11 protein-coding genes are annotated in these 16,615 nt (G+C 47.4%); 7 read left to right on the top strand and 4 right to left on the bottom strand.

Features of this window, described 5'->3' with window-relative positions:
* The first annotated feature begins 10 nt into the window (after window positions 1–10).
* The 3 genes from H6F63_RS17150 (at window position 11) to H6F63_RS17140 (ending at window position 5,025) form a co-directional block, all read left to right on the top strand.
* Window positions 11–1,858, top strand: coding sequence for a S8 family peptidase (locus H6F63_RS17150; RefSeq protein ID WP_190638794.1), 1,848 nt, complete (start codon window positions 11–13; stop codon window positions 1,856–1,858).
* Window positions 1,855–2,085 (top strand): DUF5818 domain-containing protein, encoded by a 231-nt coding sequence (locus H6F63_RS17145; RefSeq protein WP_190421498.1) that lies wholly within the window; start codon window positions 1,855–1,857, stop codon window positions 2,083–2,085. Before H6F63_RS17150 ends, H6F63_RS17145 begins: the two co-directional genes overlap by 4 nt.
* A 450-nt stretch (window positions 2,086–2,535) precedes the next feature.
* Entirely contained in the window at window positions 2,536–5,025 is a 2,490-nt protein-coding gene (locus H6F63_RS17140; RefSeq protein ID WP_199298099.1) for a CHAT domain-containing protein, read from the top strand.
* A 95-nt stretch (window positions 5,026–5,120) separates the two neighbouring features.
* Here the strand turns inward: H6F63_RS17140 and H6F63_RS17135 are convergent, their stop codons facing one another.
* Entirely contained in the window at window positions 5,121–5,843 is a 723-nt protein-coding gene (locus H6F63_RS17135; RefSeq protein WP_190638760.1) for a hypothetical protein, read from the bottom strand.
* Between the two features lie 446 nt (window positions 5,844–6,289).
* On the opposite strand from H6F63_RS17135, the gene speA reads away from it, so the two are divergent.
* Window positions 6,290–8,323 carry a biosynthetic arginine decarboxylase gene (gene speA, locus H6F63_RS17130; RefSeq protein WP_190638759.1) on the top strand — a complete coding sequence of 678 codons (2,034 nt, stop codon included), beginning with the start codon at window positions 6,290–6,292 and terminating at the stop codon, window positions 8,321–8,323.
* Between the two features lie 190 nt (window positions 8,324–8,513).
* Here speA and H6F63_RS17125 read toward each other — a convergent pair whose 3' ends face one another.
* Entirely contained in the window at window positions 8,514–9,707 is a 1,194-nt protein-coding gene (locus tag H6F63_RS17125) for an HhoA/HhoB/HtrA family serine endopeptidase (protein WP_190638758.1), read from the bottom strand.
* 569 nt (window positions 9,708–10,276) lie between these two features.
* Window positions 10,277–12,601, bottom strand: coding sequence for a CBS domain-containing protein (locus H6F63_RS17120; RefSeq protein ID WP_190638757.1), 2,325 nt, complete (start codon window positions 12,599–12,601; stop codon window positions 10,277–10,279).
* Between the two features lie 141 nt (window positions 12,602–12,742).
* On the opposite strand from H6F63_RS17120, the gene H6F63_RS17115 reads away from it, so the two are divergent.
* Complete coding sequence (locus H6F63_RS17115; RefSeq protein ID WP_190638756.1) at window positions 12,743–12,976, top strand: hypothetical protein; 234 nt, start codon at window positions 12,743–12,745, stop codon at window positions 12,974–12,976.
* A gap of 326 nt (window positions 12,977–13,302) precedes the next feature.
* Here the strand turns inward: H6F63_RS17115 and H6F63_RS17110 are convergent, their stop codons facing one another.
* Entirely contained in the window at window positions 13,303–15,111 is a 1,809-nt protein-coding gene (locus H6F63_RS17110) for an NFACT RNA binding domain-containing protein (protein ID WP_190638755.1), read from the bottom strand.
* Between the two features lie 270 nt (window positions 15,112–15,381).
* On the opposite strand from H6F63_RS17110, the gene H6F63_RS17105 reads away from it, so the two are divergent.
* Window positions 15,382–15,645, top strand: a complete 264-nt coding sequence (locus H6F63_RS17105) for a DUF370 domain-containing protein (RefSeq protein WP_190421478.1) — start codon at window positions 15,382–15,384, stop codon at window positions 15,643–15,645.
* Between the two features lie 176 nt (window positions 15,646–15,821).
* On the top strand, window positions 15,822–16,400 hold the full coding sequence (gene gmk, locus H6F63_RS17100; protein ID WP_277876436.1) for a guanylate kinase: 579 nt from the start codon (window positions 15,822–15,824) through the stop codon (window positions 16,398–16,400).
* Window positions 16,401–16,615 lie beyond the last annotated feature (215 nt).

Here is a 16,615-nt window from a genome sequence, read left to right as displayed (position 1 = left end):
GACGGTGGTTATGAGAAAGCTTTTGATAGCGTGCTTGTTTTTATTAGGGCTAGGATTTGCCCTGTTTAACTTCAAGGGATTGGCAGCTCAGGGAGAATTTGAGACGATTGTGCTGGACTTCCGCGAGGACGTGCCAGCCGAGGTGCGGCAGGAGCAGGTGCGATCGCTCGGCGCACAACTAAACAGCGAATTCTCCCAGGCGGATAATGTGTATATCGTCAAAGGCGATCGCACTACCCTGAAAGCCTTGAGAAAATCCGGCCTAGCCAAACTGACAGAATACATCGAGCCGAATTATATGTATAAGTTGCCGGAAGCTCCCGGCAACTCCAATTACCGGGCATTCTCATCCAGTAAGGATGAGGCGCAGCCTGCCTTTAGAGGAGCTAACGATCCCTTATACGGCAAGCAGTGGAACCTGCGTAACGTCAGCATTGAACCAGCCTGGGACGAAACCAAAGGCGCAGGCATTACAGTTGCCGTAATTGACACCGGAATCAGCCAAGTCCCTGACTTGAAAGATACCAAATTTGTCAAAGGCTACGACTTCGTAAGCGACAAAGTAGAAGCAGACGACGACAACGGACACGGCACCCACGTAGCTGGAACAGTAGCTCAATCTACTAATAACAACTACGGTGTTGCAGGTGTTGCCTACGAAGCCAGCCTCATGCCCCTCAAGGTTTTGAGTGCCAGTGGCGGCGGAACAGTTGCCGACATTTCCGAAGCAATTAAATTTGCCGCTGATAACGGTGCTGATGTAATTAACATGAGCCTGGGTGGTGGCGGTGAAAGCCAAATGATGCAAGAAGCGATTAACTACGCCCACAGCAAAGGTGTCGTCATCATCGCCGCAGCAGGCAACTCTAACGAGAACTCTGCCTCCTATCCAGCTCGATATCCCCACGTCATCGGTGTTTCCGCCATTGATTCATCTGGGGAAAAAGCCTTCTACTCCAGCTACGGTGCTGGTGTGGATATCTCCGCCCCCGGTGGAGCAATGCAAGGAGAGGGAGATTCAGCATCTGGTGGAATTCTGCAAGAAACCATCGGCTATGACGAAAATGATAATTTAATCCCCGTCTTTGCCGCCTTCCAAGGCACCAGCATGGCATCTCCCCACGTAGCCGGAGTTGCAGCTTTAATCAAAGCCGCTGGCGTGACAGAACCAGATGACATTGAGAAAGTTCTTAAGGAGTCAGCACGGGCGGTTCAGGATGACGGACTCAACTACTACGGTGCTGGCCATTTGGATGCTGGTGCTGCTGTAAAACTTGCCCTGCGCGGACAAATTACCTTCCGTGATTTCTTCCGCTGGCTGCGGGACAATGGCTATCTCAATCCTCGCTTCTGGATTGATGGCGGTGCTGTGGCACTGTTGCCTAAAGTGGCGATGGTACTGGGTTCCTATCTCCTAGCTTGGTTCTTGCGGAATTATTTCCCCTTCGGTTGGAGTTGGTCGCTTGCCAGTGGATTACTTGCTGGGAGTTCTGGCTTGTTTTTCCTGCGGGGGTTCTATATTTTCGATCTTCCCCAGTGGCCTTTCCGCGTCATGGGTAGTTCGATTCCTGAGTTGGGAAGTGCAGTTCAAGGAAGCGGTTTATTGAATCCGATCTTTGCCAGCGTGTTAATTCCCTTTATTTTAGTAGCACTACTACTGGGACACCGCAGCTGGAAGTGGTTTGCTATCGGTTCAGCGGTCGGTGTGGCATCCTGTTTAGTGGTGAGCGCCGTAGTAGATCCGGCGGTATTGTGGTTGGGTGATGGCGCGATCGCTCGCACCTTCCTGATTACCAACGCCCTTCTGTGTTACGGACTCGCCTATCTAGCCTCTCAAGGAGAGAAACAAACGGCATGAGCATTTCAGTAACAGGCACCATCGAACGCAAAGGACTCGGCCCTGGAACCTGGGCATTAGTCACCGACGATGGCGAAACCTACGAACTCCAGAAACCGCCGGAAGAGTTACGCAAATCGGGACTGAAAGTAAAAGTCAAAGGTGAAGTCAAAAAAGATGTGATGACTTTCGCCATGATTGGCCCGGTTCTGGAAGTCAACTCTTTTGAGCAACTGAGTTCAGACTAAGGTTAAGGTCAGGATGGCTAATTGTGTTCTGGTTAGCCATCCTGACCTTGAAAAAAAAAATCCCCGGCTCAAACCGGTGAGCCAGGGGATGTCAATCAGGGTGCATCTACCAATCTACTTTTCTCTGGCTTACACCACTTATCCGGAGAAATCCCAGGAAAATTTTTTTGTTCTAGGGAATGTTAACTGTAAGGCGGTCGCCTCACTTAAACTTATTACTCGTCTATCTTTAGGGGAGGCAGAGCCTCCAAGAATTGCGATTCTAGGCACTTAGAAAAAAAAGTCTTTTATCCTTCTCTCGTTCGCTTCACCAGGTATGTACCATCAGAGAAGGAAAAACTGCAATTTATGGAAACTTTAAGTAAATTAAATCTATCTAGGAAAAGAGGGGAAAAATTACTCCTCCTCCAAAAAGAGAGCAGACAGATGTTCTAACTGAAGCAGGAGTGCATGGTAGCAGTGGCTCAGGAATTTCACATCTCTGTAAATCCCTTAGGGGAAAATAAATATTGGGTGCGGACAGAATGTGTTGGTACACCCGGTGCTGTGCCATTGGCCGAGGAGCAAGTGACGTGGCAGGTGGAGGGGTGGTTGGCCGATGCCAAGCACTTGATGAATGACCCGTTGTTGATGGTTTTGTCTCCAGGCGACACTTCTCGATCGGCATCGAACAACACACAGGCAAATCAATCTTCTCTAAACCTGGTGGCGTTGGGCCAGCAGCTTTACGAGGCGTTGTTTCAAGGTACGCTGCGAGATAGTTGGATGATTGCCCAAGCGATCGCGCAACATCGACAAGAGGTGCTGCGGTTGCGCCTGGGACTCAAAGACCCCCGCTTACTCAGCCTCCCTTGGGAAGTGCTGCACGATGGCGATCGCCCATTGGCAACGGGTACAGATGTCGCCTTCTCACGTTATCAAGTGAATACCAGGTTGAGAAGTGCCGCTTTATCAGGGGCTTCCCAGGCAAATCAACCAATAAAAATATTAATGGCGATCGCTGCCCCGACTGACCAGGAAAGTTTGGATCTCAAACAAGAAGCAAGCCATCTGCAAGCAGAACTCAGTAAACGCTCTCATAATGGCTTGCCAGAAATTCAGCTCACTGTTTTGGATCAACCAGGCTCAGAACAACTGACGCACGAGCTAGAACAAGGTCAGTATCAAGTTTTTCACTACGCAGGGCATAGCGACCAAGGCGCAGATGGCGGCGCTCTTTACCTGGTTAGTCGCAAAACTGGCTTAACGGAGACTTTAAGCGGTGATGACCTAGCTGGGTTGCTGGTAAATAACGGCGTTCAACTGGCAGTATTTAACTCTTGTCGCGGCGCTCATACCGCAATGTCAAATTCCGGCGATGGCGCAGCAGAGCGAAACCTGGCAGACGCTTTGGTTAAGCGCGGAATCAAGAGCGTCCTAGCGATGGCAGAACGGATTCCGGATCGGGTAGCTTTGACGCTGGCGCGGCGGTTTTACAGCAATTTGAATCAAGGTTATCCCATAGACCTGAGCTTGAGTCGAGCGCGGCAGAATTTAATATCTACTTATGGTTCTCGCCAGCTTTACTGGGCTTTACCCATCCTTTATCTGCACCCGGAATTTGACGGTTATTTGACACCAGCCCATCACGCCATGAATGCGGGAGCCGAACGCCTCCAGTTGACTGACGCTGTTGGTACAGACCTTCCTTGGGCGGGAATTCTTGGTACACTCACCGGGGAAGAAGAAGCTACATTTGTTGCCCCGCCTGTGTCTAGATCCGGTTCCCTAACTCCCGACAACAATTCAAATCTACCTCCCAAGAATGATGATTTATACGATGAGTATGACGAACCAGACTGGGCAGATCCGGTTGACGATCTATATGACGATGCTGGCGACGAGGACGACATCGCCCTAGTCGCGGATTTGCTGCGCCAGCTCAATCCTGAGCCGGGAAGGCCAGATGGGGAGACTCAGAGCGGGGGAGAAAATGTAGTTTTCCATCCCTCTGTGTCCCAACCCCCAATCCCCAGCCCTCAGCCCCCAGTCTCCAATCAGCCTGCCCCTACTAAAAATTCGGTGTTGGAGACATCGCTACTAGGATATTCTGGTGCCGTAAGGCCACCAAGGCCCTTCTGGAGACGTGGTGAGGGCGGGAGACAACGGGTTAAGGTCGTTCCAGTGGTGTTGGGGGCGTTAGGATCGGCGGTAGCGATCGCGCTTTTAGGATTCTGGTTCTTCCAAAGTCGCCAGCCCCAACCAGGAGAACTTTTAGAATCCCAAATAAGCTCTTTGCCAGTTACTCAGCTACCCAGTTCAAATCTCAAAGCTGTTGATTTGAAAACAGCCAACACCTCCACAGTCACAGTTGCCGCAATTGAACAGTTCGGTCAAAATAACTTAGCCGCCGCAGTTCCTGCTGTAGAAGAATTGCTAAACCGCGGAGCATTGCAGCAAGCCAAAGGAGCGCTAGATACTGTTTCTCGCCAGCAAATTGATGACGCCGCCATTAGTTTCTTGAGAGGGCGTTTGGCGTGGCAATCTATTCAAACTGGCAACAAGGATTACAGTCTGGATGATGCCCGTCGTTTTTGGGAGGTAGCTGTCAAAAAACAACCCAAATCTATCGCCTACCTCAATGCTTTGGGTTTCGCCTACTACGCTGAAGGCAATTTCAAGCGTGCTAATGAGGTTTTGTTTGATGCTTTATATTTAACTGGAGAAAACAAGCCCAATCAAAACACCTTGACTACCTATGCGGGCTTAGCACTGGGACTCAAGGAATTGGCAAAAACTCAGCCAGATGATAAGCGGACAAAACTTTTGGACGAGTCTAAGAAACTTCGCCAAAAGGTGATAACAGACGATCCCGTTAACTTTCAACCAGAGGCGCTTAGTAAAAACTGGCTCTGGTCAGAAAAAATAATTCAAGATTGGCAAAAAGCCATTAAAAATTAAAAATTGCCTCTTGAATTTTTATTGGGAATTGGGAATTGGAAGAAATCTTACCCAGTCCCTATTCTCCAGTCCCCAGTTCCCAGTCCCTTCTTTTTTTACTTTTTTAGCAGTGCTGCCAGAGGCTGCCGCTTTCGCAGATCCATAACTTCTGCCAAACTTTCCTCGCCCCAATCTAGAGGATGATTCTCCTCCGCAGGCACCACTGTTACTTCACTCCTTGCGGATGCAGTCCTTGGGACGGGCGCTACTTGAATTCCATCTACAGATGGTTGATTTTGCGACATGGGACGGCGTTGCATTGGGCGCGCCAGCGTTGCGGTCTTGCTCTTAGCAATTCGCTTTTTGCCGACACTAGAAGTAGGGACGGGTTTTGTACCTGCCCTTGGACGTTTGAGCGATTTACGCCGAGATGTACGATTTACGTTCAGCGCTATCAAAAGAGAACCGCCACAAAAGCCGAACGCGATCGCAGCATACAACCAAGAAGGCACTTTCTCTTTCTTTGGAGCTTCCACTTCCGGTTCTGGAACCGCCGTGAAGCCGGGTAGGGCGGTCTGGGAGTCCTCAGTCGGGCTCAAGCTGGGTAGAGGCGTTGAGGATTCCGGAACCGTTGTTTGAGCAGGTACAGGATCAACAAGTACAGGCTTCTCTTCCTTGATTGGGCCGGTACTGACCAGACCCAGCGCTGCTATTGCACCAATTACCACTACCGATGCCCACAAGCCACCCCAGAAGGCAAGTGGGTAGTTGTAGAGCATCTGGTGCAGAAAATGAACACTGAGGCGCTGTCTATGAGGCTTATCGGGCTGATTGAGCATTGAACGCCCTCAACTGGCACAACTGACTAACATTGGGTAGTTTATATCAAAGTTTAGAACAACAGGTATAAATTAGCAGAGGCAGATAGCAAAAAGAAGGGATTGGGGACTGGGGACTGGGGACTGGGGGTTGGCGATTGGGGACTGGGGATTAGGAATTAGGAATTGAGAATTAAGAATTGGGGATTGGGAATTAAGACTTGGGAATTGGGAATTAAGAATTGGGAATTGCGAAGAATCTTACCCAGTCCCTAGTCCCCAATCCCTAGTTCCCAGTCCCTAGCCCCTAGCCCCCAGCCCCCAATCCCCCGCAGATTTTGTTAACAATAGAGGTGAGTTTATTAGACATCCAACCACAGATACAGGCTGGGTACAAAATGGCAGTTTAATCTTGCAGGATACGATAGACTAGCTACTCGACAGGGTATAGCGAGGTTAGAAAGAAAATGGGTGAGCAAGTCACTTCTGCAATTCCAGAACATTCACAAACCGATGAAGTCAACACGGACAAGTTATCAAATGACCGTGCATCGGCAATTGTTAAACAACCTCAAATGACTTTGTCGCGGACGACCCGCGAAGACTCGCCTAAATCCTGGGCAATAGAAAATAGTGAGAATTTATACCGGATTGAAGGCTGGGGTCAACCGTATTTCTCCATTAATGCAGCGGGTCATGTCACGGTTTCTCCCAAAGGGGAACGCGGTGGATCTTTAGACTTATTTGAACTGGTTAACGCCCTCAAGTTGCGTAATCTGGGACTGCCATTGCTGATTCGCTTTTCTGATATTTTGGAAGACCGGATCGAGCGATTGAATGCTTGCTTTGCTAAAGCGATCGCTCGTTACAACTATCCCGGTGCTTACAAAGGGGTGTACCCTGTCAAGTGTAACCAGCAGCGACACTTGCTTGAGGATTTGGTGCGGTTTGGCAAGCCGCATCAGTTCGGCTTGGAAGCTGGCTCTAAGCCAGAAATGATGATTGCTTTGGCATTGTTGGATACGCCGGGAGCGCTGTTGATCTGCAATGGCTACAAAGACCGGGAATACATCGAAACTGCGATGTTGGCTTCAAGACTGGGACAAACGCCGCTGATTGTGCTAGAGCAGATTGAAGAAGTGCAGCTGTGTATTGAAGCTAGTCGCCAGTTAGGAATCAAACCGATTTTGGGTATCCGGGCTAAGCTCTCTACCCAAGGTGTGGGACGCTGGGGAAGTTCTACAGGCGATCGCGCTAAATTTGGACTCACGATTCCAGAAATTATCCAGGCGGTACAAGAGTTACGAGATGCCGATCTACTGGGATGTTTGCAGCTGTTGCACTTCCACATTGGTTCCCAAATTTCTGCTATTAACGTGATCAAAGACGCAATTCAGGAAGCTAGCAAGATTTACGTCGAGTTAGCCCATCTGGGAGCTGACATGAAATATCTCGATGTCGGCGGTGGTTTGGGAGTGGACTACGATGGTTCTCAAACCAACTTCTACGCTTCCAAAAATTACAATATGCAGAACTATGCCAACGATATCGTGGCAGAGTTGAAGGAAGCTTGCGCGGAACACAATTTGCCAGTTCCAACGCTGATTAGTGAAAGTGGCAGAGCGATCGCTTCCCATCAGTCAGTGTTGATTTTTGATGTTCTTGGCACCAGCGATGTCCCCTCCGGCGCACCCGAACCCCCACAAGAAGGCGAATCAGCCATTATTCGTTACCTCTGGGAAACCTACCAATCCATCAACGAGGAAAACTTTCAAGAACTGTATCACGACGCGGCTCAATTCAAAGAAGAAGCCATCAGCCGCTTTAATTTGGGGATTTTACGCCTGACCGAACGAGCCAGAGCCGAACGGCTTTACTGGGCTTGTTGCGAGAAAATTCTGGCGATTACCAGAAAGCAGGAATACGTTCCTGATGAACTGGAAGACCTGGAAAAAATCATGGCGAGCATCTACTACATCAATCTGTCTGTATTCCAATCTGCGCCGGATTGTTGGGCAATTGACCAGTTATTCCCCATCATGCCAATTCATCGGTTAGATGAAGAACCTACGCGGCGAGCTATTCTGGCAGACCTCACCTGCGACAGCGACGGCAAAATCGACCGCTTTATTGACCTGCGGGATGTAAAGTCAGTTCTAGAGCTGCACAACCTAAAGCCGGGAGAACCCTACTACCTGGGAATGTTCCTGAATGGCGCTTACCAGGAAATTATGGGCAATTTGCATAATTTGTTTGGCGACACCAACGCTGTCCACATTCAGCTGACACCCAAAGCCTACAAAATTGAACACGTAGTCAAGGGAGACACGATGACGGAAGTGTTGGGTTACGTGCAGTACGACTCTGAAGATTTGATTGAGCAGATTCGCCGTCTATGCGAACAGGCGCTACTAGACAAGCGGATTACTATACAAGAATCCCAGCGCTTACTGCAAAACTACGAGCAGAGTCTGAGTCGGTACACTTATCTGTCGTCGTAAGTAGCAGGGGCAATGTCAAAGCCCTTTAATATCGTAGACAAGTAAGCCCTAGTAGGTTGGGCCTCGTGCAACCGCGAAACCAAACAAATGCCCTATTACCTATATTCCGCACCCCCAGTTGTCACATAAGACAATTGAAGGTGCGGAATTTGGGTTAGATGCCAAGTGAGGGAAAATCGTCAGCGTAAAACTACTCAACAGGGAAAGCACCCGGTTGGACTTGGACATTCTGGTTTTGACCGTTGCGATTGATTTCTACTTCCAGCTTGCCACCAACTGAACTAGCTTCTACCCGTTCCTGTACTTGATCGGCACTATTGACTTGTTGACCGCTAATTCTTTTAATAACATCTCCTTCACGTAAGCCAGCGCGGTCTGCTGGTGAGTTTTTGACGACTCGCACGATTAAAACGCCTTTGTCCTGAGTGAGTTTAAATTGTACTTCCGGACTTTTGTTAATTTCTTCTTTCACGTCTGGGGTAATCGTCACCATTTGAATTCCCAAATAGGGATGTTCAGCACGACCTTGGCTAAATAGCTGATTACCGACTCGCGAAGCAGTTTCAATCGGGATAGCAAAACCGAGTCCCTGAGCATTTGCCCGAATTGCTGTGTTGATGCCAATGACTTCGCCACGAGCGTTTAATAACGGGCCGCCGGAGTTTCCGGGGTTAATTGCCGCATCAGTTTGAATAAATCTTACTCGCTTATCAGGGACACCCACCTGTAAACTGGAACGACCTGTAGCGCTGACGATGCCTACAGTTACAGTGTTATCTAGTCCGAGGGGATTGCCAATAGCGATCGCCCACTGACCTGGTATCAAATTTTCCGAATCTCCCAGCCGTACCCACGGCAACTTATTAGCATCAATTTTGACCACAGCCACATCAGTAACTGGATCTGTCCCCACTACACGACCATTCAAAATCCGGCCATCTTTGAGCGTCACCTTAACTGTATCTGCCCCAGCGACAACATGAGCATTTGTCATCAAGCGACCATCTTGGCTGAGAATGAATCCAGAACCCGTACCCCGCTCAACTCGGTCTTCTGGCGGAACTGGCATTTCATTGCCAAAAAAGCGCCGGAAAAAGGGGTTTCTGAAAGCATCTGGAACTTGCTGGGACACGGTACGAGCCGAATCTATTCTGACCACCGCAGGGCCGACTTTTTCCACAGCTTCAGCAATAAAGTTCAGGTTATCTTGGGACGACCCGCGCCCTGGAGATATTTGTTGTACCGTTGGGGGAAATATTTGCTGCTGTCCGCTACTAACGCGAGTTTCGTCAGCATTAAAATAGCGACTGGCATATATTCCTGCACCACCGCCGATAGCCAACAAAGCGAGATAAGTGGTCAGCTGCTTGGCAAGTAAACTCATATTCTTTGCGCTGAACGACAGCAATACAGTAGATAATCCCACTGTAATCAAAAAAGTTCTTCACCGCAGCAGCAAATAGACTGAATACGGTTTCTGTAGTAGCTCAGACATTATGGGCATATTTAGGCTGCAAAAGAGAATGGCACACTTGTTAAGCCAGGACAGAGGCTACAAAATTCACAGGTTGGGAAGTGGCGTCTATCCTTGCAGGAGTTATAAAATATTTTTTCGTTCGTAGCGTCTCCTCACGAGAGCGACAGGCTAAAAGAGCTAAAGGTTACAAATGAAATAAGACTGCTGTAGAAATATAGCGTTTCTCAGTCGGGTGGAATATATCGCGATTGTTTTCTTTTCGCCACCTTAGTAAAGACATAGTAATGTCATGTCCTTATAGACGTATCGCACTCAACTCTTGAATTGCTAAATAAAATTGAGTAACCAATTTACCATTGAAATTGTAGAAACAATAAATTAGCGATCGCGCATTTTTTTGGGTTATTTCTCACGGCAGAATGCGATCGCTACCAGCAAAAAAAATTCAGCTCAAATAAAATTTATTTTATTGATTTTTAATCTTGGCTTTTTAATCCCTCACAAACACACTCATTCTCGTGTATTTTCTGTGTTTCGTTTCGTTCAATAGTAGGTTTTAATCGTCTGTTTCGATAAACCGGTTTAGCGTGAGATTGCTGTCTAATCGGAATTTGAATTATAAACTCGGTTCCATGACCAAGCGCAGAATTACACTGAAGCTGACCGCCGTGTTTTTCCACAATAATTTGATAGCTAATTGACAATCCTAACCCAGTGCCTTTGCCCACAGGTTTCGTTGTGAAGAAAGGGTCAAACATCTGACGACTGATTGCCTCTGTCATACCGATGCCGTTGTCGGCAATGCAAATAGCAACTTGATTTTTGTTTACTACTTCGGTGCGAATCCGAATAGTAGGAAATTGGTAATTGGTACTTTCCTCCCCATTCTTGATTTCCCATCGCCCCTTATCCCCAGAGGGAATTTCAAATTCTCCGCTCCGGATTTTCAAGGCATCAATCGCATTACTCAGTATATTCATAAATACCTGATTAAGCTGACCCCCTAAACACTCTACAAGAGGCAGGTTGCCGTACTCTTTAATGACTCTAATTCCAAAACGCCCTGTTCTTGCTTCTAGCTGATTTTGTAATATCAAAAGGGTACTATCTAGCCCTTCGTGAATGTTAACAGATTTTAATAGACTCTCATCTAATCGGGAGAAGTTCCGCAGTGACAGCACCAAATCCCGGATACGGTTCGCTCCCACTTTCATCGAAGCTAACAGTTTCGGAAGGTCTGTACTGAGAAAATCTAGGTCAATTTCTTCAGTAAGGCGCTGAATATCAGATGTTGGCTGGGGATAGTGCTTGCTAAAGAGTTGCAGCAGCTTCAGCAAATCTTGGACATATTTATCTGCGTAGTTGAGATTGCCATAGATAAAATTGATGGGGTTGTTGATTTCATGAGCAACACCAGCAACTAGCTGCCCCAGACTTGACATCTTTTCTGTTTGAATTAGCTGGGCTTGCGTTTTTTGCAATTTGTCAAGAGTTTGTTGTAGATGCTGGGCTTGTTGTTTTAATTGCGCTTCTGATTGCCGCAATGCCGCTTCTACTGAGACGCGCTCAATAATGTCTTGTTTGAGGAGAGCATTGGCTTTATTGAGTTCAGCAGTTTGTTCTTCTATCTGTATTTTTAAATCATCGTGTGCTTGCTGCAATGCCTTCTCTGCTCGTTTGCGTTCCGCAATCTCAGAACGCAGTCGCTCGTTGCTGTTTCTTAATGCGCTGGTTCGTTCCTCTACGGCTTGCTGCAATACTTCGATGACATTATACATATCTGCTGGGTTCAGCACTTGCAGCAGACTGGTTTGGGAAACAATGCCTAGTAATTGTCCGCGATCGCTACTCACAACCAAACGCCGCACACGCCGCCGTTGCATTTCTTGATGGGCATCCCACAGGGAATCTGAGGGACGCAAGCAAAACAAGGGCGTACTCATTACATTTTGAGCCTGCGTTTTTGACAAATCCAGCTCTAACGCCTGGAACTGCACAACGTCTCGCTCTGTAACGATTCCCACTGGGATTAGGGGTTGGGGATTGGGGATTGGGGATTGGGGATTGCAAGGACTCTTACCTAGTCCCTTGTCCCCAGTCCCCAGTTCTTGTTCTGTAATAACTACACAGCTGACTAGCTGCTGAGCCATGAGCTGGGCTAAATCTAGAACAGAAGCGGTTAAAGGTGCATGAACGACTTTAGATGTCATCACATCGGAGACATATCGCAATCGCGTCAGGAGATTGACGGGTTGCAGTGCTTTGCGAATACTGTCGTTTGTCACTACCCCAACAATATGATCGTTATCGTCCATTATTGGCAAGTGACGAATCCGATGCTGACGAAATAAAGAAAGGGCAGTGAAAACATCCTGAGCTTCCGATTTCCTCAGTGTAATCGCTGTTTTTGTTACTATATCGCCAATTTTGACGTTTATTAGGGAAGTTCCAGCAGCAGTTAGTCGGACTATATCCCGCTCTGTGAATACTCCCACTAGCTGCGTACCTTTTATGACCAATACGTAACAACCGGAAGAATCGGCGGTGTCAAGAACACTTTCCCTTTCTGGAAACACAGAGGTGGGCGATGCGACACTTCTCTGATAAGTCTTCCCTATGGGATCTTCTGAAACGTCATTGGCATCTGTTTCTATCCTGTTGGGTAGCACACAACTACTCCTTAACTGACTCATGAGCGCCAGAACATCGACTAGAAGTGTGTCAGGCGCAACGGTTAGAGGTTGACGCTCAATGGCAGGCTCTAGAGATAGTGAAGGAATAGGCAAACCGTTCAGGTGCATATATAAACCCAGCCAGTAATTTCCACAGGGGTTCTGTTGCCAATTGTAAGCTAGGATACAGCCAAATTTGTTGTTATTCTTAGCTGGGTGCAATAAATCATTACTTTAGGGTCATAAATTATTACATACTCCCATGTTTATTTGCTGCTGAAGTTTAGACAGGGCAAGGCTGAGAAAGCTAAAAAAGCAAATACGGAGGGAAAAAGCCGTTTTCCCTCCGTATTGGTTATTTTTAGCAACTTAATTGTTACAGCCCCCATCCAAGCAAGGCTATGGCGATGGCAGACTAGGAAAAATGTGAATAGCGAAAATAGAGGATACACAGGGCAGCGATCGCGTAATATTCTGAACAATAGCGATCGCGTCCATTTTTAGCCGTTAGGGTTGATGATCAAGCTGGTTGCTTTGGGGCGTAACGGCGCGAACAGGTGAAAAGCTCAAAAAGGTTAAAAGCCGGAAAACTAATTGGGTTTTTAATTGATAAATTTAATGTTTCAATAGATATTTATCTCTACCTAATAAAAAAGACCAGCTGTTACCACAGCTGGCGCAAAAAACTCGTTGATTCTGTTGTCGTTGATCTGAGGAAATCCTAACCTGCGCGTTCCCAACCGCCAGCCTAAAAGATTTCTTAATATTTACTGTAACAGTAAATACAAACTTTAGCTCATAAAAATTTACATTTTGTTGAAATCTTCACACTAAAGATAGTTGACGGCTTTCTGAGGACGACCCCAAATGATGCGCTCATGCTTATAAATCGCAATCCCAGGTTTAGCACCTTTAGGCTTGTAGACGTGTTTGGGTTGAGTGTAGACCACTGGAACCTGGTCACTTTGTCTGGCGCGGCTGTAGTAAGAAATTAGGTCAGCGGCAAATTGCAAATCGGCTTCGTCAGGGACTTCCCCCGGTGCGACCCGCAGCAAGCCATGACTTCCGGGAATTTCCTGAGTGTGGAACCAGAGGTCATAATCTCCAGCCATGCGAAAAGTTAGCTGATCGTTCTGGCGGTTGTTGCGCCCAATTAGTAATTCAAAACCGCTTGGTGTCTGGTAATTGTAGGGGTGACTCGCTTCCTCATCCCTACGGCTGCGGTTGTCTGGATCTTCTAAATATTTCTGCCCAATCAGTTCATCGCGGATTTCTAAGAGCGTTTGTAAATCTTCTGGGTCGTCGTAAGCATCAAGCTGGGTAAGGGTTGCTTCCACTTGCTCCAGGTAATCAATTTCCTCTTGCACTTGTTGGAGTAAAGGTTCAACGGCTGTACGAGCGCGTTTTAGTTTCTGGTGGCGCTTGTAGAGAGATTGGGCATTTTGGACAGCGTTTTTTTCTGGATCTAGGGGAATTGTGACTGGCTTACCTGTTTCAAAATCGTTGAGTGCGATCGCCTTCATCCCTGGTTCCCAGTCTTGGAGGTAAGCCATCAGCAAGTCTGCTTGTTCTCGGTACTGGTCTGCTTGGTCTGATTGCTGCAAGCGTTCTTTGAAGGTAGAAGCCTTCTGACGCAATTTTTGCAGAATATTATTGAGTTTCTGACTTAACTGATGGCGGATCTGGTTAAATTCTTGTTGATTTAGTTGGTCGGTGTAGTAGCGGTTGAGTAATTCTTGGACTGATGAGGCAGGCTTGATAATACCCCAACCTAAGACGTTATAACCATCTTGTGTAAAGCCGGGATGAAACTGGCTCTTGACTGGGGACACGGAGGACAACGCTTTTTCTTCCTTCTCTCCTGGTTCCCCTCCACCTCGGTTCCCCTCTTCCCCAGTCCCCAGTTCAACTACTTGCAGCCACTCTTGCCATTTTTGAAATAATTTATCCCAGTCGGATGATATCAAGCTATTGGTGGTAGCCTCTGAATCTAGGCCTGCGGCTTGTGCCATTGATACCACCAGCGCTGGACTCAAACCCCGGTAGTTTTTCAGTAAGTTCCGCCGCAGCGTTCCTGGTACCAGACTGACTCGCTCTTGCCAGCGCTCTTGGGATTCTCTCAAACTGGGAGTAGTATTGGTGAGGGCTGGGGGTACTTCGTAAGGTTGTCCGGTTTGGATAGGGCGGACGCTGGACTGCTGGCTGCTAACTTGATGGGCGACAGTGACAATTAGGTTGTCTGCACCTGTGAGGATAACGTTGCTGTATTTGCCTATAACTTCGACGTACAGGTGCCAGAATACCGGGTCTCCGGGACGTTTGGCAAATTGCAAGTCTAGCACTCGCTCCCAAGGCGCGATCGCTTCAATCGCCACCAAGGCAAATCCTCCCAGTTGATGTCGCAGCTGGTCGCTGAAGGTAAATGTATCCGGTGTCCGGGGCGGTGGATTTCCTATACAAACTCTCGCCGCTTGCGGATGCCAACAAATTGTCAGCCAACCCCGTCGCTTCAAGGTTCGCAGTGCTAGAGATATTGTAAAGCGATCGCGCTGATAAACCTGTTCGGTGCGCGCTGGTATCCATTCATCGCGCAGTTCGCAACAAGCACCAGTTAGGGTAGTAAAGTCAACAAGTTGCACGAGAGAACGCGGTTTTTATTGTTACAAGCTCACAATTAGTTTACTTCTATCCTTGCTAACTAAGTCACCTGTGGAAGCAATTCACATGAAACCGCTATTTTTATCTATTTCTTTTGGAAGAGTTAAAAAGAACTGAAAGGTAAAAAAAAGCAGTTAGTACCTAAAAACGGGGGTTTTCGTGGATTTTAAGCTTGTAAGTCAATATTATTGTAGATAACATGGGAACTAGACTCTATGAAGCTTTTTATGCGGCTATGCCGTTAGTTTTTTATGGACATCCAGCTAATCAACATCGGTTTTGGTAACATTGTGTCTGCAAACCGAGTTGTTGCCATTGTCAGTCCAGAATCTGCCCCGATCAAACGGATCATTACCGATGCCAGGGATCGAGGCCAGCTGATTGATGCCACTTACGGGCGTCGTACCAGAGCAGTAATTATTACTGATTCTAGCCACGTCATTCTCTCGGCTATTCAGCCGGAAACTGTTGCCCATCGCTTCGTTATCGGCAAAGACGGTAGCGCCAACAACTAAAGACTAAAAAGGCAATCATGTAAAAGGCAAAAATGAATAATTTTTGCCTTTTGCTGCGCTCCTTTCTTGGGGGATAGCCTGAAAGCTTTTTTATTGAGAGACGAAGGAAATAAATAGTTTCTATAGTCCAAAGTCTCAATTCAATGATTTAAAGTAGAAAGTCTACAGTTTGTTGCATGAGTCAGAAGGCTATGGGAAAAGGGAGACTGATTGTTTTGACAGGGCCGAGTGGAGTAGGCAAAGGCACGCTGCTGCGATCGCTTCTAGCGCGTCATCCAGAACTATATTTTTCTGTATCTGTCACCACTCGCTCCCCCCGTCCTGGGGAGATTGACGGTAAAAACTATTATTTTGTCAGCCGCAGCCAGTTTGAGGAAATGGTAACAGCTGGTGAACTGCTCGAATGGGCTGAGTTTGCCGGAAATTATTATGGCACTCCCAAACGCCGGGTGAAGGAACACATCCAGCAAGGACAGTGGGTGATTTTAGAAATTGAACTCGAAGGGGCGCGGCAGATCAGGAAAAATTTCCCAGAGGCATTGCGGATCTTTATCATGCCTCCTTCCGTGAGCGAGCTAGAAAACCGGATACGAGGCCGGGGACAGGATTCTGAGGTAGCGATCGCCCGCCGTCTCAGTCACGCCCAAGCAGAAATTGCCGCCGCCAGTGAGTTTGATATTCAGATCGTCAACGATGACTTGAAAGATGCTCTTCAAGAGATTGAAGACGCTATTTTTACGACAGCAAACTGTTGATTTTTTTTTACCCTAGGACGCAAAAGTTCACGCTTTAGGTAGCACGCGGATCTGTCTGTCTCTTTAAATGTTCCTTTGTTTATAAAAAATCACCCTTTCGGGTGATTTGCCATTGCACAGTGTGTTGTATTCCGAAAAATTTGTTTGTGTATTTGTGTCTAATATAATGCCGAGAAAAAGACACTCGCAGACTGAATTAAAGGACACAAAACTGC

Origin of the sequence: Trichocoleus sp. FACHB-40 (assembly GCF_014695915.1) — a bacterium.
Classification (GTDB): domain Bacteria; phylum Cyanobacteriota; class Cyanobacteriia; order Cyanobacteriales; family FACHB-T130; genus Funiculus; species Funiculus sociatus.
The sequence above is the reverse complement of the archived record's forward strand: the minus strand, read 5'-3'. Positions and strand labels throughout refer to the sequence as shown.